The organism is Actinoplanes sp. NPDC051470 (assembly GCF_040682035.1).
Lineage (GTDB): Bacteria > Actinomycetota > Actinomycetes > Mycobacteriales > Micromonosporaceae > Actinoplanes.
Genome location: NZ_JBFBAA010000005.1, coordinates 273,542 through 289,468, shown reverse-complemented (window position 1 = coordinate 289,468; position 15,927 = coordinate 273,542). Strand labels below are relative to the sequence as shown.

Below are 15,927 nucleotides of genomic sequence, written 5' to 3'. Positions count from 1 at the left end.
GCCGGCCACGGCGGCAGGATGGGTGCATGCTCACGAAATACGCGGTGGCCGGGGAAGCGGCCGGCCTCACCGAGTTCTGGTCCCAGCGGGTGCTCGCCTCGGCCAACGGCAACCTGCTCAAGGTGGCGAAAGGCACCGGGTCAACAAACTGGCACGCGCACGACGACCAGGACGAGACCTTCCTGCTGCTGTCCGGGAAGATGACGATCCAGCTGCGCGACGGCGACGTGCCCCTGCTCCCAGGTGACCTGCTGGTGATCCCGCGCGGGGTCGAGCACTGCCCCCGCGTCGACGGGGACGAGGCCCACTTCCTGCTGATCGGCCCGGAGGTGACCTCGACCGCCGCCGGCGGCAAACCGGATTGGAGCAGAACCTGACCCGGGCCGCAGGATGCCGTTGAGCCGCCCCGCATGCGGTGAAGCAGCCCGGTCCCTCAAGCGGCCCGCAACACCTCGCCGGCCGGGCGGGACGCGCCGATCCGGGCCGGCATCGCGGTGCAGACCACGATGACCAGCGCCGTGCCGAGCACGACCGCGCCCAGCTGCCACAGCGGCGGGACGGCCAGCGCGTCGTCGTCCAGGACCTGGGCCAGGCCCAGCCCGCCGGCCACACCGAGCAGCGCGCCGCCCAGCGCGGGCAGCAGTTGCGCCGCCGACAACCCGGCGCTGACCTGACCGGGTGTCGCGCCGAGCGCCCGGGCGAGCGCCGCCGCGTGCCGGGTGTCGAGAGTGGTCGCCCAGACCACGCAGATCGCGTTGACTGTCGCCTGCACGGCCAGCATCACACTGATCACCAGCAGTCCCTGCGTCATCGCAACCCTCGGATCGACGCCGGGCGCGGCCTCCACCAGCCGATTCGCCCGGGCGGACAGCGAGGCCACGATCCCGGTGATCGCCACCGCCACCGCGAACACGCCGAGCCAGGTGCGGCGCGGGCGGCGCGCGGCGATCCGCAGCCCGAGCAGCAGCGCCACCGGCAGCCGGGCCGACAACGCGATCAGCCGGGCGTTGCGCCGTGGCGGACGGACCGTGCCCGCCAGCGCCTGGATGGTGTTGATCCGGGCGGCGCGGATCGCCGGGACGAAGGTCGCCAGCGTCGCGATGCCCAGCGCCACCGCGGCCACCACCGCGACCGTGCCCATCGTGAACGGCGGGGGGCCGGCTCGGCCGAGCAGCCCGGCGCCCGGATCGGACAGCAGCGGGGCGAGCAACCGCCCGGCGGTCAACCCGACGCCGCCGGCCGCCAGGGCGATCGCGAGATGCTCGGCGAGCAGCACCGCGGCGACCAGCGCCGGGGTCGCGCCGACGGCTTTGAGCAGGCCGACCCGGTGTACCTGGTCGGCCATCCGGCCGCCGACCAGCACCACGATGCTGGCCACCGCGACCAGCACCAGCAGCGAACTGCCCAGCATCAGCGAGAACTGCTTGTTGCGGAGCACCCAGCCGTTGATGACCTCGAGGTCCTGCCAGGTCGCCGGGGCCAGCACGGCCTGCTCGGTGACAAAGATGTGCGTGGCGGCGAAGGCCGGCGCAGCGGCCGGGTCGGCGAGCTTGAGATTGAGCAGGTAGGCGAGTGTGCTCGGCCCGGCCAGGGCGCGGGTGTCCGCCTCGGTCAGCCAGATGAGCCCGGCCGGGCCGAGGTAGAACCCGTCGGGCGGTGGCGCGCCGAGCGCCGGCCCGGGATCGCCGCCCGGGGCGGGCAGCGGGGGTTTGGCATCACCGTAGAAGATCGGAGAGAAACCCGTTTTCGGGTACGGCCCGGAAGCCGCGATGACCGCGATCCCGCTGACCGTGAACCGGCGGCCGCCGATGTCGATCCGGTCGCCGACTCCCGCGCCGATCGACTCGGCGAACCCGGCTTCCAGAACGACCCCGCCGGGCCGGGTCCACTGCCCCGCGGACAGCGCCGGCCGGTCGACCGCCGCCGTGTTGGTGTCCCGGCCCTGAAGCCAGGCGTGCACCGAGAAACCGCCGACGGTCACCACCTTCTCGGTGTACGGGAACGGCCCGCTCGACGCGGTCACCCCCGGCTCGCTGACGAGTTTCCTCAGGTCAGCGGGGTCGACGGTAGTGCCGGGCTGTGGCGCGAGCCCGAGCACGACGTCCGGTCCGGCGGTCGCCGCCCGGGTGCTCTGATAGGGCTTCTGCCCCGCTCCCTGCAACACCAGCCCGAGGGTCAGCGTCGTGGTCGCCGACGCGATCGCGACCAGCAGCAGCGCCGCCTGCCCGGGCCGGCGCCGCAGGTCACGCGCCGCCAACCGAAAGATCAACAGGGCCCGGCCCATCGCTCAGCCCTCCAGACCGGCGAGCTGGCTGAGCCGACCGCCGGTGCCGTGGGTCAGCCGGGTCTCCTCGACGAACACTCCGTCACGCATCGAGATCAGCCGGTCCGCGGTGGCCGCGACCCGGGCGTCGTGCGTGACGATCACCTGGGTCTGCCCTTCCGAGCGCAAGCCGTCGAGCAGCCGCAGCACGTCGGCGGTGGACGCGCTGTCCAGGTTGCCGGTCGGTTCGTCGGCCAGCACGATCAGGGGTCCGTTGCTCAGCGCCCGGGCAATCGCGACCCGTTGCCGCTCCCCGCCGGAGAGCGCGGCGGGCAGCCGCCCCGACTGCTCGGTAAGCCCGACCCGGTCCAGTAACTGGACTGCGCGGCGGCGAGCGACGGACGGTGACCGGCCGGCCAGCAGCGCCGGAAGCTCCACATTCTCCACCGCGGTGAGCTCGTCCAGCAGGTGGAAGGCCTGGAAGACAAAGCCGATCGTGCCCTGACGCAGCCGGGCGAGAGCTCGTTCGCCGAGGCCGTCGATCCGCCGGCCGTCGACCCAGACCTCCCCGCGGCTGGAGCGTTGCAACCCTCCGAGCAGTTGCAGCAGCGTCGACTTGCCGCATCCGCTCGGTCCCATCACCGCCACCGTCTCGCCCGGTGCGACTTCAAGGTCAACACCCTCCAGCGCGTGTACGAGTCCCGCGCCCCGTCCGTACGTCATCCGCAGATCGCGGGTACGCAGCACCGCGTTCATGGCCGCCCTTCCTGGCTCTTCTTGGGTTTCGTCCAGAATCGGGCGCAGGATTCCAGCCAGTGCAGATCTGCCTGCAGGCGAAGCACGACGCCCTCCAGCAGCAGCCCGGCCGCCGAGCCGGACGACTCGGCCAGCGCCGCTCGTTGCACCGCGGCCAGTTCGGCCAGCACCGCGTGCCGCTGCGTGTCGACGATCCGCTGTGGATCGCCCAGGCCGGCGGCCGCGGCAGCCACCAGCTTCAGATGGAACTCGGCCGGGGCCGGCTTGGGCCAGCTCGTGTCGGCCAGCCAGTCGATGACCCGCTGTCGGCCGGCCGCGGTGAGCGTGTAGACCTTGCGCTCGGACAGGTTGGCCTGGCCGACGCGCTCGGAGCTGACCAGGCCGGCGCGCTCCAGCCGGGTGAGGGTGACGTAGACCTGGCCCTCCTTGAGCGCGTCGGCCAGCGGGCCGAGCGCCAGTTGCAGGCCGGCGCGCAGCTGATAGCCGTGCGATGGCTCCTTGGCCAGCAGGGCGAGCAGCACTTCCTGCACCACGCCCAGTTGGATTCCCGGCGACGGCTGGCCGCTCGCCGCGCTCACGGCTGCCGGCATCGCTCACCCCCTAACGGTTAGGCTGGACACTAAACCGTTAGGGGTACGCGGTCAATGCTCACGACTGTCAATTCATGAGCCGCCTGACCACACCGGCCGATGCGCCCCATGGCGCCACAGAACCTGGATAACGGCTCGCGGGCCGCTCGTCGCCTGACGGTCGTCGACGGACGCGGTCAGACGAGCTGTCGCAGGCTGCCGGTGATCTGCGTCAGCGTCGGACGATGCTGTTGCCAGTCGCGATCCAGCGCCTCCGCCGACTCGGACGTGACGGAGACGGAGAGCATGATGATCTTCCCGGTCGGAAGCGCCAAGGCCCTCGTCAAGGTGTGTGAGAAGCGTCGTTCCCCGTGCTTCGCGACGTACTGAGGAAGCACGCTGGTGTACTCCCATTCGGCCGCGCTGCTCGCGCCGGGCGGCACCGCCACGCCGGTCAGGCGGATCCGGTGATAGGACCCCTTCGGCATTCTCTCGTGCGCGAGCGTCAGGTAGGCGGCGGCCGAGATGCGCGTGTCCGTCCCGGACGGCGTCTCGACGGAGGGCCGCGCACGCAACAGCGAGCCCGCCCGGCTGTCGTCCTGATTGGCCCAGACCAGGTTCTCCTCCACCCACGGCTGGGGCAAGGCGAAGACGAACGTCTTGAAGGAGGTGACGGTGGTGAACCCGGGCGGTGGCGGCGGCAGGTTCCGCACGGGCGGGACGGCCGGCGACGACGATGTCACGGTGCTCGGCGACGGGGCGGCCGCCGTGCCGCCTCGTGGGCCGCGGTCCCGCCCGTCCGGCATCACCCAGATCAGCGCGGCCGCGATGATCACCGCGATCGCGACCGGGATTCCTGCCCACCGAACCGTCCGTGTCGACCAGATCCTCGCCACCGTGCCGCCCGCCGACGGCGACGTCAGCGCGGGAGACGACGGAGCCGCCGCCTGGCTCGCGGCGGCCGGCTGCCCCGCCTTCGCCAGCAGCTCTGCGGCGCGGTCGGCGGTCAACCGGCGGGCCGGGTCCTTCGCGAGCAGTCCCTTCAGGACCGGCCAGAGCCGGTCGGTGCCGGCCGGCCGGGCGACGCGGCCGTGAAGCACGGCCGCGAAGGTGCTCGGCACATCCTCACGGCGGAACGGTGAGTGGCCGGTCACCGTTTGGAAAAGGGTGACCCCCAGCGCCCACAGGTCGCCGGCGGCCGTGGCGGGCCGGCCGCTGACCCTCTCGGGCGGCAGATACTCCGGCGAGCCGACCATCTGCCCGCGGTCGCGGGCGAGCCACACGACGCCCATTCCACCCCGTCCCAGGCGCCGCACCAGGCGGTAACGGCCGGCGATCACCCTCGCCGCGTCTGTGGGCACCAACGAAATCTACCTTTACCGATTTTTAATAAACAGGTTCCGGGTACGAGTCCCTGGCGCCCCACGAGTGCACGACGTGTCTACGAAAGCGCGGATTCGATCCGCTCGTTGTCCTGCTGCGGGGCCAGGCGGGAACCCCATGCTGCTGGGCCGCTGGTCACGCCCTTGTGCGGAGTTGCACGAGGTGGTTGCCTCTGTCCCGTATGAGACCAGCCGTTCGGTTCGGCCGGGCTGACGTGCGGCGAAGGCGTTCGCGCGGTGGCCGACGGTGCCTCGGGTTCGCCCTCGACGTGTCGGTCGTCTCGTCGCGTCGTCCGTGGACATTGCCGCGGTTCAGAGGTGTGGTGTCAGCTGAAGAGGGCGGCGGCGAGGGGCGAATTTTCTTTCACAACGGTGATGATTCGGGGTTCCAGGCCGCGCGTGCCTGATGTCTCGCCGGCAGGTCAAGGAAGCGAGTGGACTCGTCGTTCGGCCAGGTCGGGAAGGTGCCGTGCGGCGGTTGCGAAGTCGTTGTCGTCGTGCAGGATGACGAGCCCGCGGACAGCGGCACAGGCGCAGATGAGCAGGTCCACGCATGACAACGCCCGGTGTGCGCCGGAACGCATCAGGCGGTATTGGGCGGACTCTACCCATTGCCACGCCGACTTCGGTACCGGGACGTCGGGATAGAGGTCGACGAACGTGGAGGTCATCTGCTCGTACTCGTCGAGGTTGCGGGCTGAGCGGCGAAACTCGGTGCGTTGGGGCTGGCCTGACCAGCTGCCGTGACCTCGCTCGCGGCCTCTCGGATCGCGGCGATCGCGGCTTTGATCCTCGATGAGGCCGCAGAGTGTCGGCAAGGGCTGTGCCCGTCGCGGAGGTGTTAGCGCGGACCCTGGGCTACGTCATCGGGTTGACGACGAAATGCTTGTCATCGTAAGGACGACGTGCTAAAAACAAGTTATCGCGCATTGACTCTGACGTTGAGATCACAGGAGGTGGGCACCATGTTGATGCGCAGCGAACCCTTCACCGAGGTCAACCGGCTCGCCCAGCAACTGTTCGGCACTACGGTCGCCGGGACCTGGTCACGCCCGACGGCGATGCCCGTCGACTCGTTCCGCAACGGCGACGAGTTCGTGCTCGCGTTCGACCTGCCTGGCGTGGACGCCGACGCGATCGACATCGACGTGGAACGCAATGTGCTCACCGTGCGAGCGGAGCGACGCCCGATCGACCTGGGAGATGACGCCACACCGCAGGTCAGTGAGAGGCCGTCGGGCGTGTTCTCCCGGCAGCTGTTCCTGGGTGACGCCCTGGACGCGGACCGGATCGACGCCGCCTACAACAACGGCGTGCTGGTGCTGCGGATCCCGATCGCGGAGAAGGCCAAGCCCCGCAAGATCAGCGTGACCGGGCGTCAGGACAGTGAGCAGAAAGTGATCAACGGCTGACCTGACGGTTCGTCACGTCAGCTGCCCACTGAGGACGACTGCGGCGGGTGGTGACCGACATGATCAGCAATCCCACAGCGCAAGCCGGCACAGCGCTGTCCCCGGAATGGGACCGCGGGTTCGACGAAGAATTCACCGAGCTCATCAGCGGCGACCCCGACCTGGTCCGCGGCGAGTTCGACGCCCTGATCGGCGCCAACTTCACCGAACCGCCCGCGCCGCCCGCGCCTCCGTCACCCCCTGCACCACCCTCCGCAGCCCCACCCGCCCCGCCAGACCCCGGGTCGGACCCGCCGTCACCATCGCCGACCCGGCCCCGCGAGCACGAACCCGGCGCTACCAGCACTGATCCACGACCGCCACCGTGAAGTCCCACCCGCGAGGCCGCCACCCGGTTCGGGTGGCGGCCTCTCTTTCACCACCACGGCGGGACTGGGGACGGCCCTTCCGGATGCCCGCCGGCGAGAACTCGACACGCAGGTCAGCGGTGTGGTCCAGCGGGACCTCGGCATGTCCACCGTGAAGCTGTCCAGCCGTTGTCTGGTTCATGGTCCAACGTGAAGTACTGCCGAACGCCTGCGACGGGCCGGCGCGCGTTGTTCGCGGCCGGGAGGAAGCCGCCAAATGGGCCCGAGCCCGATCCTCGGTCACGTCTGGGCGGCCGGCCACCGGGTGGTCTGCGAGCGGTGGCCCCCGCCGAAGGCGGCACGGTGTTGCAGGGGCTTGACCTCTACCGGATCCACAACGGCCGGATCACCGCCAACGACGTGTACAGCAAGATCACCACCGGTCTCGACGAGAGGTGAGGCTGACACGCCACACGCGCATGAGCAACACGGAGCTGGCGCTTACCAACCAACTAGTCGGTAAGGAGATCGATGTGGACCGTCGGCGGGCAGCTTCGACCGGCGGGGACATCCCTGACGCGGACCAGTTCTAGAAGATGGCCAGCGGGTTGACCGGCAGGCCGGTGGTGCCGGCGATCCGGGGCACGGCGACGACGAAGAGGAACGTGTAGCGGCCCAGCTCCGCGCAGATCGTGGCCGCCGCGTCGGTGGAGGCGCCGTCGACCAGGGGAATGCCGAGCCGGGCCAGCCCGAGCCGGTGCAGGGCGCCGGGGAACTCGTCCTTGAGGGGCGGGTGCGCGTCGCCGATGTCACCGGCGTAGATGGCGATCCCGTGGTCGTGCATCCAGCGGACCGCGCCCACGGTCATGCCGGGCATTCCCTGGCCGAAGTCGGTGCCGCTCGCCCAGCCGGCCCGGATGACGAGGGCGTCGCCGGATTGCACCTCGACGCCGGCGCGTTCGGCCGCGGCGTCGAGGTCGGCGGCCGTCACCGCGTGACCGGCCGCGAGGCGGGTTCCCGGGGCCAGGTCGAGCAGGACGCCCCGGGTCAGGATGCCGTCGGCGTACACGTGGGTGGCGCCGTGGGTGACCCCGGTCATGCCGGAGCTCTCGTGCTGTGGAACGCCGGGGTAGACCTGCCCGTCGGTGACGAAGTGGCCCATGGCGTCGAGGTGGGTGATCTCGGGGTGGTGGGTGTTGACGATCATCAGCTCGGCCATCGCCATCGGCGACGCCCCGGTGAAGAGCATGGCGGTCTGGACACCGGTCGTGTCGGCGCTCATCCGTGCCATCGGCCCGCCGACCAGCGGCGCGGGCCGGGTTTCCTGGGCCAGGGAGACCGTCCGGCCGGTGCGCGCCTCGGCGGCGCCGCGCGCCCGGGCCTCCGCGGTGATGAGGTTGACCGCCCCGAGCTCGTCCTTGTCGCCCCAGCGGCCCCAGTTGGTGGGGAATTCGGCGATGTTGATGTCGGTCATGGAGTGATCGTCGACGGGCCGGCCGGTGCCCACCAGCCCATTCCGGTGCCCATCCGCTGCCCATTCTTCTGGGCGACGCTGGCTACAGTCGGGCGCGTGACATCTCTCGGACACACCCTGCGGGAGTTGCGGCGGCGGTCCTTCACCGGCCGGGAGGAAGAGGTCGCCGCGTTCCGGGACGCGCTGGGCGCCCCCGGCGTGATCTTCGTGCATGGGCTCGGCGGGGTGGGCAAGACCGCCCTGCTCGACGTGTTCGCCGACCTGGCCGCCGAGAAAGGCTTCGATGCGGTACGGGTGGACGCCCGGCACCTGACCCTCGGGCAGGGAGCGCCGCCCGTCCTGCCCGGCGATGTGCCCGCGGTGCTGTTGATCGACACGTACGAGCTGCTGGAATCGGTCGACGACTGGATCCGCGACCACTATCTGTCGGCTCTGCCGGCGTCCTGCCTGGTGGTGATCGCCGGGCGGCGTGCCCCCGGGCCGCGGTGGCGCACCGACCCGGCCTGGCGGACCTTGACGCGGGTGATCGCGCTCGGCAACCTGTCGCCCGAGGAGGGGCGCGCCTACCTGTGCGCCCAGGACGTTCCCGGTGAGATGCACGATCGGCTGCTGACGATCAGCCGTGGCCACCCGCTGACCCTGTCGATGATGGCGGATGCCGTACGGCGCGGTGCCACGCCGCGATCGCTGTCCGACCAGCCCGACACGGTGAGCGCGTTGCTGGCGCTGATCATCGACGAGGTGCCGAGCGCCCGGCACCGCACGGCGCTGGAGGTGTGTGCGCTGGTCGCCGTCACGACCGAGGACCTGCTGCGCGCGATGGCCGACGGCGATGCCGCCGAGTTGTTCGCCTGGCTGCGTACGCAACCGTTCATCGACGAGTCCCCGTACGGGCTCTATCCGCACGACGTGGTCCGTGACGCCATCACCGCCGATCTGCGCTGGCGCTCCCCGGCCCGGTACGCCGAGCTGTACCGCAGAAAATTCGCCGTGTTCCACGAGCTGGTCCGGGCGACCGCGGATGAGCGGGAGCGGCTGGAGATGTTGGTGCTGACCGTCGTGCTGAACGGCGCCCGTTCCCCGCTGGCCGCGTTCGCTTCGCTCCCACCAACCATGCGGGCGTACGCCGACCAGCTGCATGACCGTGACCGGTCGGCGATCGTGGCCATGACCGCCGACCGGCAGGGGCGCGACCAGGCCGAGCTGGCGGCGTACTGGATGAATCGCCGGCCCGAGGCGTTCCGGGTCTTCCGCACCGAGACCGGCGAACCGCTCGGCTACGGCGCGTGCCTCGACCTGACCGAGGCTGATCTCGGCGTGGACCCGGGCGCCGACGCGATGTGGGCGTACACGTCGAAGTACGGGGCGCCGCGCTCAGGTGAACGGGTCCGGGCCTGGCGCTTCTTCCTCGACCGCGATCACGGGCAGCGCCCGTCGCGGTCGCTGACCCTGTTCGTCGCCTGGCAGATGCTGGACAACCTCCTGGTCGGCGACGACGCGGCGTGGAGCTTCGTGGGCGCGTTCGAGGATGCCGAGCTGTGGGCCCCGGCCATGGAATCGCTCGGCTTCTGGGCGGCGGCCGAAGCCGAGTACACGGTCGGCGAGTCCCGGTTCCCGGTGTTCGCGCACGACTGGCGCCGGACCGGCGTGGCCGGACTGGCCGACCGGCTGCACGCCCGGCAGATCGGCGCGCCGACCCCGCCGCCCGGGGAGGTCCTCGGCGAGGCGGTGCTGTCCGAGCCGGAGTTCACCGATGCCGTCCGCTCCGCCCTGCGCACCCTGCACACGCCGGAGCTGCTGCGGTCGAACCCGCTGCTGACTTCCCGGGTGGTCCGGCAGCACGGGAGAGCGGGACGCGCGCCCACCGAGACCCTGCGGGACCTGCTCGACGAGGCCGTCGCCACGCTGACGCCCGAGTCCGGCGTGGTGATCGATCGCACGTTCCTGCGGCCGGCCGGCGCCCAGGAGCGCGTCGCGGACTCCCTGCACCTGTCCTTCAACACCTACCGGCGGCACCGGGACAAGGCGATCGCCCAGCTCACCGAACTGTTGTGGGAACGCGAAACCGGATCCCGCCGCGCCTAACCCGTCTCGCGCTCGTCGGTCGGCAGAGTGTGCCAGATGTCGAACGCCACCGACGCGGCCTGCTCGGCGTCGCCGGCGGCGATCAGGTCGATCAGCCGGGAGTGCAGCTCGACGGAGGCGTGGCCGTCGGCGCTGAAGCGGAGCCGCTCCGCGCGGCGTACGAGCGGATCGAACTGTTCGAGCACGGCCTCGATGGCGTGATTGCCCAGCGCGGCGACCGGGATCCGGTGTACTTCCTCGTCGGCGTCCAGGGCCGCGGCGAGGTCGCCTGAGTCGAGCGCCCCGGCGAAGCGGCGGTTGGCGTCCCGCATGCGGTCGAGGTCGTCGTCGCCCAGGCGGCCCGCGGTCTGGCGGACGGCCAGGGCGTGCATGGCCGCGATGACGTCGCGAGCATCCCGCACCGACGGCGTGTCGATGGCGCTGACCCTGGTCGATCGACCGGGCAGGGTGACCACCAGGCCGCTGCCCCCGAGGCGCAGCAGGGCTTCGCGGACCGGAGTGCGGCTCACCCCCAGCCATTCGGCGAGCTCGCCGTCCTTGAGCTGCTCCCCGGGCCGGAAGGTGCCGTCGACGATGGCGTCGCGAAGACGCCGGTAGACATCGTCACGCAGGAGCAGGCGGCCTACGGCGGGGCTACCCGGCGGAATCGGCATGCAACATATTGCACACACTACGCACGGTTCGACAAATCGATGCGGGGCGCGCCCGGGGGCGCGGTGTGGCGTGAGATGTCAGCCGACCAGCGACCGCACCGCGGCGATGATCTCCTTGAAGATGGTGATCAGTCCGATGACGACACCGATGGCCAGGGACAGCGTCTCCAGCCGGTTTCGGGGTGACCGACCGGCCGAAGCCACGGCGCCCGGAACGGCCGGCGTCCGGTCGACCGCCACGGGCCGGTCCGATGGCCCGGTGGGCGCGGCCGGCTCGGGTGACCGACGAACGGGCGGGCCGGGCGTCGGAACTGCGGGCGCGCCGGGCTCGGGCGAGACCACGCCGTCGTCGGGTGCGGGGCGGGGCAGGCCGCCGCGGAACCGGCGCAGCGGCAGGCCACCGATCACGAGCACGGCCACGATGCCGACGACCGTCGCGGTGACGGTCGCGGCTCGATAGCCGATCGGCGCGTACGTCTCGTACGCGCCATAGCCCGCGAATGCCACACCCAGCACCGCCGCCACGACCAACGTGACGCCCACGCCCAAGGAGTGTGCGAGCGGCGGCCTGGCGGCAGCGCGGAAGCCGGCCACGAGAGCCACCGCACCGAGAGCGGCGGCCCAGGCCCGCAGAACCGCCTCGTCCTCACTGCCGTTGTACGGCAGCGCCACCGACAGAAGCCCGGCAGCGGCAAGCACGCCACAGGCGCCGCTGAGGCCGGCCATCCGGAACCCGTACGCGAACAGCAGCACGCCCAGCCCGACCACCGCGATCAGCAGCGCGGCGACCGTCATCGGCGTCTCCCAGCCCGCCCGCAGCCACCACCAGACCTCATGCTGGGTGATGGCGACGGCCAGCCCGGCGACGCAGAGCAGACCGCCACAGATCCGGGTCGCGGCCTCACCGAGCTCCGACGCGACCAGCAGGAGACCGGCGGCGAGCACCACCGCGGCCGTGGTGCCGACCACCCCGGACCCGCCCTCGCTGTCGATCAGCCACCAGGCCGTGGCCAGGCCGAGCAGACCGGCGGCCACCGAGGCGAGTCCCACCCGGGTACGGTTCACGGCCACCTCCGCAGCGTCGTCGCCTGCCGTCAGTGTTCCGCTTGGCGACACCGCCTACAAGGGACCGTGCGGACCGGCCGCACGGGATCGGCGAGCAGCCGCGGATGGCCCGGGCGGGTTGATGGTCTCGGCGGGGCGGAGCCGGCCGAGCTCACCGGCTCCGGGTGGTGAGCAAGGCGTACACACCGAGGGTTTGCAGCACCCGCAGCGGCAGGCCGGTGGGGTTGGTCACCTGGAAGGTGGTGCGGCCGGCGGCGTTGTGGCGGGCGGAGAGCAGGGTGGTGATGCCGCCGCAGTCGCAGAAGGTGGTCAGGGCCAGGTCGACCAGGAGTTCGGCGGCGCCGGTGCGCAGGGCGCCGGCCATGGCGCGACCGAGGTGCCCGGCGGTGTACATGTCGATCTCGCCGTTGACGGCCAGCCGGATGCCGGCGGTGGTGGGGCGGCTGGTGATCGAGAAGGCGGCGGCGGGGTCGGCGTACGGCGCGCTCGTCATGGTGTACCTCACCTCGCCTCGTCAGCAGGGTGCGGCCGGGCCGGCCGGACGGCGCCGAGGGGGCGCGAGTGACACCGTCACCGTACGCGCGTCCAGATCGATTCCACGATCGGCTGACCAGCGGTTCCTGGCGGTCTGATATACCGTTGGGTCGCGAGGGACGGTGTCTCGTCCCTCAGCCCGCTGCCCCAGCCCCTGGTGGCGCACCACGTTCTGTCAAGGTGCCCGGGAGCAGCTGTGACCGTCGAGAACCGTCCGACGAAGAGTTCATCGTGACCGCGGATCGACCCGCGCGGGCACAGCCGATGGAGCCGCCGTACCTGCTCTCCGCCGTCATCAGCCGCCGCGGGGTCGGTGTTGCCGTCACCGGCGACGCCGGCAACACGATGGTCGAGATCGCCGCGCACGGCCGCTGGTCGCCGCTGCTGTGCCAGCACCTGACCGCGACCCTGCGCCTGTGCCTGGCCGGACCGTCCGCCGCGATCATCGTCGACCTGCACGACCTGGGCGATCCCTACGGCGCCAGCCTGCCGTTCTGGGTCGCGTCGGCGCAGCAGGCCCGGTCCGGGAGCGCGCCGGTGCACCTGGCGTTCTGCCTGCCCGGCGCGGCCGCGTTGAGCCGCCGCCTCCGGGGCGTCCAAGGATCGCAACCATCCGTGTTCACCATGGTGCCCGAAGCGCGCCGGGCGATCGCCGCGCGGATATCGCGCGCGGACCGGATCCAGGCTCGCCTGGAGCCCCGGCCCGCGTCCGTCAAGGCCGCCCGTGACCTGGTCACCGAGGCCTGCCGGGCCTGGCATCTGCCCGAGCTGCGGCACGACACCTGGCTGGTCGTGTCCGAGCTGGCCGCCAACGCGGTGCAGCACGCCCGCACCGACTTCATCATCACCCTGTCACGCAGCGGCACCCGGCTGCACGTCGCGGTCCACGACTGCGTCAGCCGGTTCCCGCGCCCGGGCGAACCGAGTCCCACCAGCCCGCAGGCCTCGCTCGACGAACGGGGGCGAGGCCTGCGGCTGGTGCACACGATCGCCTCGGCGTGGGGGGCCATCCCGACCCGGGACGGCAAGGTGGTCTGGGCCACGGTGACATGACCGGCGGAACGGTCAGGTACCGGGAGGGCCAGGGAAGGACGCGATCGGAGGGGGACTGATCAGGCGCCGGATTCTTGCTCGCGCTTGTAGGACTCGTTCTGCTGGAGGGCCTCTTCGAGCTGGTCCTCGAGAACGATGATGCGGCAGGCCGCTTCCAGAGCGGTTCCCTGCTCGACCATCTCGCGGGCTCGCGCGGCCAGGCGCAGCTGGTAGCGGGAATAGCGGCGGTGTCCGCCGGCGGAGCGGAACGGGGTGAACAGTTTCGCCTCGTCGAGCCGGCGCAGGAAGTCTTGTGAGGCCCCGGTGATCTCCGCGGCGCGGCCCATCGTGTAGGCGGGGTAGTCGTCGTCGCCGAACATGTCGTCGGATAGCGCCATATAGAAATCTTTCATGACGAGGGCCCCGGCGCGAAAGCGCCGGGGCCCAGGGTTATGGGTTACACACCATCTACCGACACGATCGTCGGGTTGTCTTATCCGCACCTGCCGCCGCTGGCGGCATGGGGTGCGAGGATCGCATAAGCGTGACCGGAGACCACCTCTCGTTCGATGGAAACTGCGGTGTCCGCCCCAGAGCTCAGAACATGTTCTGGTCGCGGGCGATCCAACGGTGTTCAGCCCTCCCTTTCCTCTGCTTCCAACATCTGACGTGCTACTCGCCGGTGTCGAAGCCCCACGCAAACTTCATGGCCCCGCACACGTGCGACGAGCGTTGCCCTGACCTGGAATTACGTCAAGGTCTTGTCTTGCCACTTGCCGATCTTGCCTTGCCACTTACCAATACCTGTGCCGAGCGAGCCCGCGACATGGGTGTCGGCGTGAGCCCTGCTTGACGCTCGGTCACTTCGTCGGCTTGTTCCGCGATCTCGTTGTCAACACCAGGAACATTAGACGACCTTGCCGAGGATGTCTAGTACTTCCGTCATAGATTTTCTCGGCGAGTTTTCCCAGCTTCGGCGAAGGAGGATAGCGTCGGATCCGGGCCGGGTCGTTCGTGGAACAGGTGAGCAGAACGGCTGACGGGCGGCGGACGAGCCGCCGCGGCACGACCCAGGGAGCCATGGGATGACCCGGTACTTGATCTCGTTCAACGACGGCGCGATGGACCACATCCCCGACGCCGACTGGCCCGACGTGGGCAAGGCCGCGCACGCGGTGATCCAGGAGGCCGTGAACGCCGGCGTGTTCGTCTTCGGGGCCGGACTCGAGCGCCAGCGGGCGAGCGTCGTGGCCACCGACGGGCTGGCCACCGACGGGCTGGTCACCGACGGCCCCTACCCGGAGACCAAGGAGGTCATCGGCGGGTTCGTGGTCGTCGACGTGCCCTCACGCGAGGAGGCGCTGGCGTGGGCGGCCAAGGTCGCGGCCGGGTGCCGTTGCGCGCAGGAGGTCCGCGAGCTGATGGCCGACCCCGAGACCGACGCGATGCTCCGCCGGGCCGGCCGAGGGTGACGGGGCCGGCCCGGCGGGCGTGACGCACCAGGGCGTCAGGCCAGAATCCGGTCACCGATCGTGGTGGCGATCCCGGTGACCGCGGCCGGGCTCAGCGGCGTGGCGGGCTGCGCGACGTAGTCGTTGGTGACCCCGCTGCCGGGCTTGATGAACTGGTTGGTGACGGCGACCATCAGCACCCGCCCGTCGGCCAGTTCGACGTTCGTCTCCTGGCTGAGGAAGCCGCCCAGGCTCTCCATCGTCTGCACCCGCCGGCGGCGCCCGTCCTCGCCGGTGCCGGTGGTGCACGTCTTCGCCGCCGGCCCGCAGGCGAACAGGCCGGTCAGCGGGTCCGTCCCCGTCGGAGGGCACTTGGCGAGCGAGCCGCCCGTACACGGATCGGTCGAGATGACCTCGAGGCTGAGCATGCCGCGCCGGCCGTCGAGGGCGATGCCGGTGGTCCCGGTGAACATCTGGCTCGACGGGCGTCGCTGGTCGTCGCCGAAGATCCGTGGCGGCCGGCCGTCCGGCGTCGCCTCCTTGGTCAGGCCCTGCGTGAGCCAGGTCGCGCCCGGTGCGGTCCGGCGCACGGCGTCGTCCAGGGCGGCCCGCAACGTCTCGGCCGTGGCGGCGGCCGACGCCCGGTCGTGGGCCACGAGCCGAAAACCCGCTGGTCCGGGCGTCGGGGTGGACGACGGCTGGGCCACCACCGATGGCGCCGGCGGCGGGTCACCCGGGGCGAGCACCGCGATCGCCGACAGGACGGTCAGGGCCGCGGCCGCCGGGGCGCCGACGCGGAGGAGGCCGCGGCGACGCCTCTCCCGGCGGATGATTCCCGGCACGTCGACCGTGCTGGGCGGAGCGTCGGCCGTGAGCTCGTCGAACAGCTGCTGATTCATGAGTC

General features: G+C 71.2%; 17 protein-coding genes. 6 read left to right on the top strand and 11 right to left on the bottom strand.

The features are described 5' to 3' along the window. The first annotated feature begins 26 nt into the window (after positions 1-26). Positions 27-377: a cupin domain-containing protein gene (locus AB0M54_RS12505; protein WP_364322148.1), complete on the top strand. Its 351-nt coding sequence runs from the start codon at positions 27-29 to the stop codon at positions 375-377. A 56-nt stretch (positions 378-433) separates the two neighbouring features. On the opposite strand, the gene AB0M54_RS12500 is transcribed toward AB0M54_RS12505, so the two are convergent. The 5 genes from AB0M54_RS12500 to AB0M54_RS12480 form a co-directional block, all read right to left on the bottom strand. After that, on the bottom strand, positions 434-2,257 hold the full coding sequence (locus AB0M54_RS12500) for an ABC transporter permease (RefSeq protein WP_364470684.1): 1,824 nt from the start codon (positions 2,255-2,257) through the stop codon (positions 434-436). 30 nt (positions 2,258-2,287) lie between these two features. Continuing rightward, complete coding sequence (locus tag AB0M54_RS12495) at positions 2,288-3,019, bottom strand: ABC transporter ATP-binding protein (protein WP_364470682.1); 732 nt, start codon at positions 3,017-3,019, stop codon at positions 2,288-2,290. Further along, positions 3,016-3,609 (bottom strand): PadR family transcriptional regulator, encoded by a 594-nt coding sequence (locus AB0M54_RS12490; protein ID WP_364470680.1) that lies wholly within the window; start codon positions 3,607-3,609, stop codon positions 3,016-3,018. Before AB0M54_RS12490 ends, AB0M54_RS12495 begins: the two co-directional genes overlap by 4 nt. Positions 3,610-3,785: 176 nt before the next feature. Next, entirely contained in the window at positions 3,786-4,949 is a 1,164-nt protein-coding gene (locus tag AB0M54_RS12485) for a hypothetical protein (RefSeq protein ID WP_364470678.1), read from the bottom strand. Positions 4,950-5,392: 443 nt separating this feature from the next. Further along, positions 5,393-5,788: a hypothetical protein gene (locus AB0M54_RS12480; protein WP_364470676.1), complete on the bottom strand. Its 396-nt coding sequence runs from the start codon at positions 5,786-5,788 to the stop codon at positions 5,393-5,395. Positions 5,789-5,935: 147 nt separating this feature from the next. Between AB0M54_RS12480 and AB0M54_RS12475 the strand changes: the two genes are divergently transcribed. Next, on the top strand, positions 5,936-6,382 hold the full coding sequence (locus AB0M54_RS12475; RefSeq protein WP_364322160.1) for an Hsp20/alpha crystallin family protein: 447 nt from the start codon (positions 5,936-5,938) through the stop codon (positions 6,380-6,382). 59 nt (positions 6,383-6,441) lie between these two features. Next, on the top strand, positions 6,442-6,750 hold the full coding sequence (locus AB0M54_RS12470) for a hypothetical protein (protein WP_364470674.1): 309 nt from the start codon (positions 6,442-6,444) through the stop codon (positions 6,748-6,750). Between the two features lie 568 nt (positions 6,751-7,318). On the opposite strand, the gene AB0M54_RS12465 is transcribed toward AB0M54_RS12470, so the two are convergent. Then, positions 7,319-8,203 (bottom strand): cyclase family protein, encoded by an 885-nt coding sequence (locus AB0M54_RS12465; protein ID WP_364322164.1) that lies wholly within the window; start codon positions 8,201-8,203, stop codon positions 7,319-7,321. Between the two features lie 96 nt (positions 8,204-8,299). On the opposite strand from AB0M54_RS12465, the gene AB0M54_RS12460 reads away from it, so the two are divergent. After that, positions 8,300-10,288 (top strand): ATP-binding protein, encoded by a 1,989-nt coding sequence (locus AB0M54_RS12460; protein ID WP_364470672.1) that lies wholly within the window; start codon positions 8,300-8,302, stop codon positions 10,286-10,288. Here AB0M54_RS12460 and AB0M54_RS12455 read toward each other — a convergent pair. From AB0M54_RS12455 to AB0M54_RS12445, 3 genes are all read right to left on the bottom strand, one after another. Then, a complete protein-coding gene (locus AB0M54_RS12455) occupies positions 10,285-10,941 on the bottom strand; it encodes a GntR family transcriptional regulator (RefSeq protein ID WP_364470670.1) in 657 nt (218 codons plus the stop codon). The two genes, AB0M54_RS12460 and AB0M54_RS12455, sit on opposite strands and share 4 nt — an antisense overlap. 78 nt (positions 10,942-11,019) lie before the next feature. After that, the gene (locus AB0M54_RS12450; RefSeq protein WP_364470668.1) at positions 11,020-12,012 is read right to left on the bottom strand and encodes a hypothetical protein; all 993 of its coding nucleotides are present in this window, start codon (positions 12,010-12,012) and stop codon (positions 11,020-11,022) included. 145 nt (positions 12,013-12,157) lie between these two features. Beyond that, on the bottom strand, positions 12,158-12,511 hold the full coding sequence (locus AB0M54_RS12445) for an STAS domain-containing protein (protein WP_364470666.1): 354 nt from the start codon (positions 12,509-12,511) through the stop codon (positions 12,158-12,160). Between the two features lie 260 nt (positions 12,512-12,771). Here AB0M54_RS12445 and AB0M54_RS12440 point away from each other — a divergent pair, with 260 nt between their 5' ends. Beyond that, on the top strand, positions 12,772-13,593 hold the full coding sequence (locus AB0M54_RS12440; protein WP_364470664.1) for an ATP-binding protein: 822 nt from the start codon (positions 12,772-12,774) through the stop codon (positions 13,591-13,593). A 59-nt stretch (positions 13,594-13,652) separates the two neighbouring features. Here AB0M54_RS12440 and AB0M54_RS12435 read toward each other — a convergent pair whose 3' ends face one another. Continuing rightward, on the bottom strand, positions 13,653-13,970 hold the full coding sequence (locus AB0M54_RS12435) for a MerR family transcriptional regulator (RefSeq protein WP_364322175.1): 318 nt from the start codon (positions 13,968-13,970) through the stop codon (positions 13,653-13,655). 687 nt (positions 13,971-14,657) lie between these two features. Here AB0M54_RS12435 and AB0M54_RS12430 point away from each other — a divergent pair. Then, entirely contained in the window at positions 14,658-15,044 is a 387-nt protein-coding gene (locus AB0M54_RS12430; RefSeq protein ID WP_364470662.1) for a YciI family protein, read from the top strand. Positions 15,045-15,079: 35 nt separating this feature from the next. On the opposite strand, the gene AB0M54_RS12425 is transcribed toward AB0M54_RS12430, so the two are convergent. Further along, positions 15,080-15,922 (bottom strand): hypothetical protein, encoded by an 843-nt coding sequence (locus tag AB0M54_RS12425; RefSeq protein ID WP_364470660.1) that lies wholly within the window; start codon positions 15,920-15,922, stop codon positions 15,080-15,082. Positions 15,923-15,927: the final 5 nt, after the last annotated feature.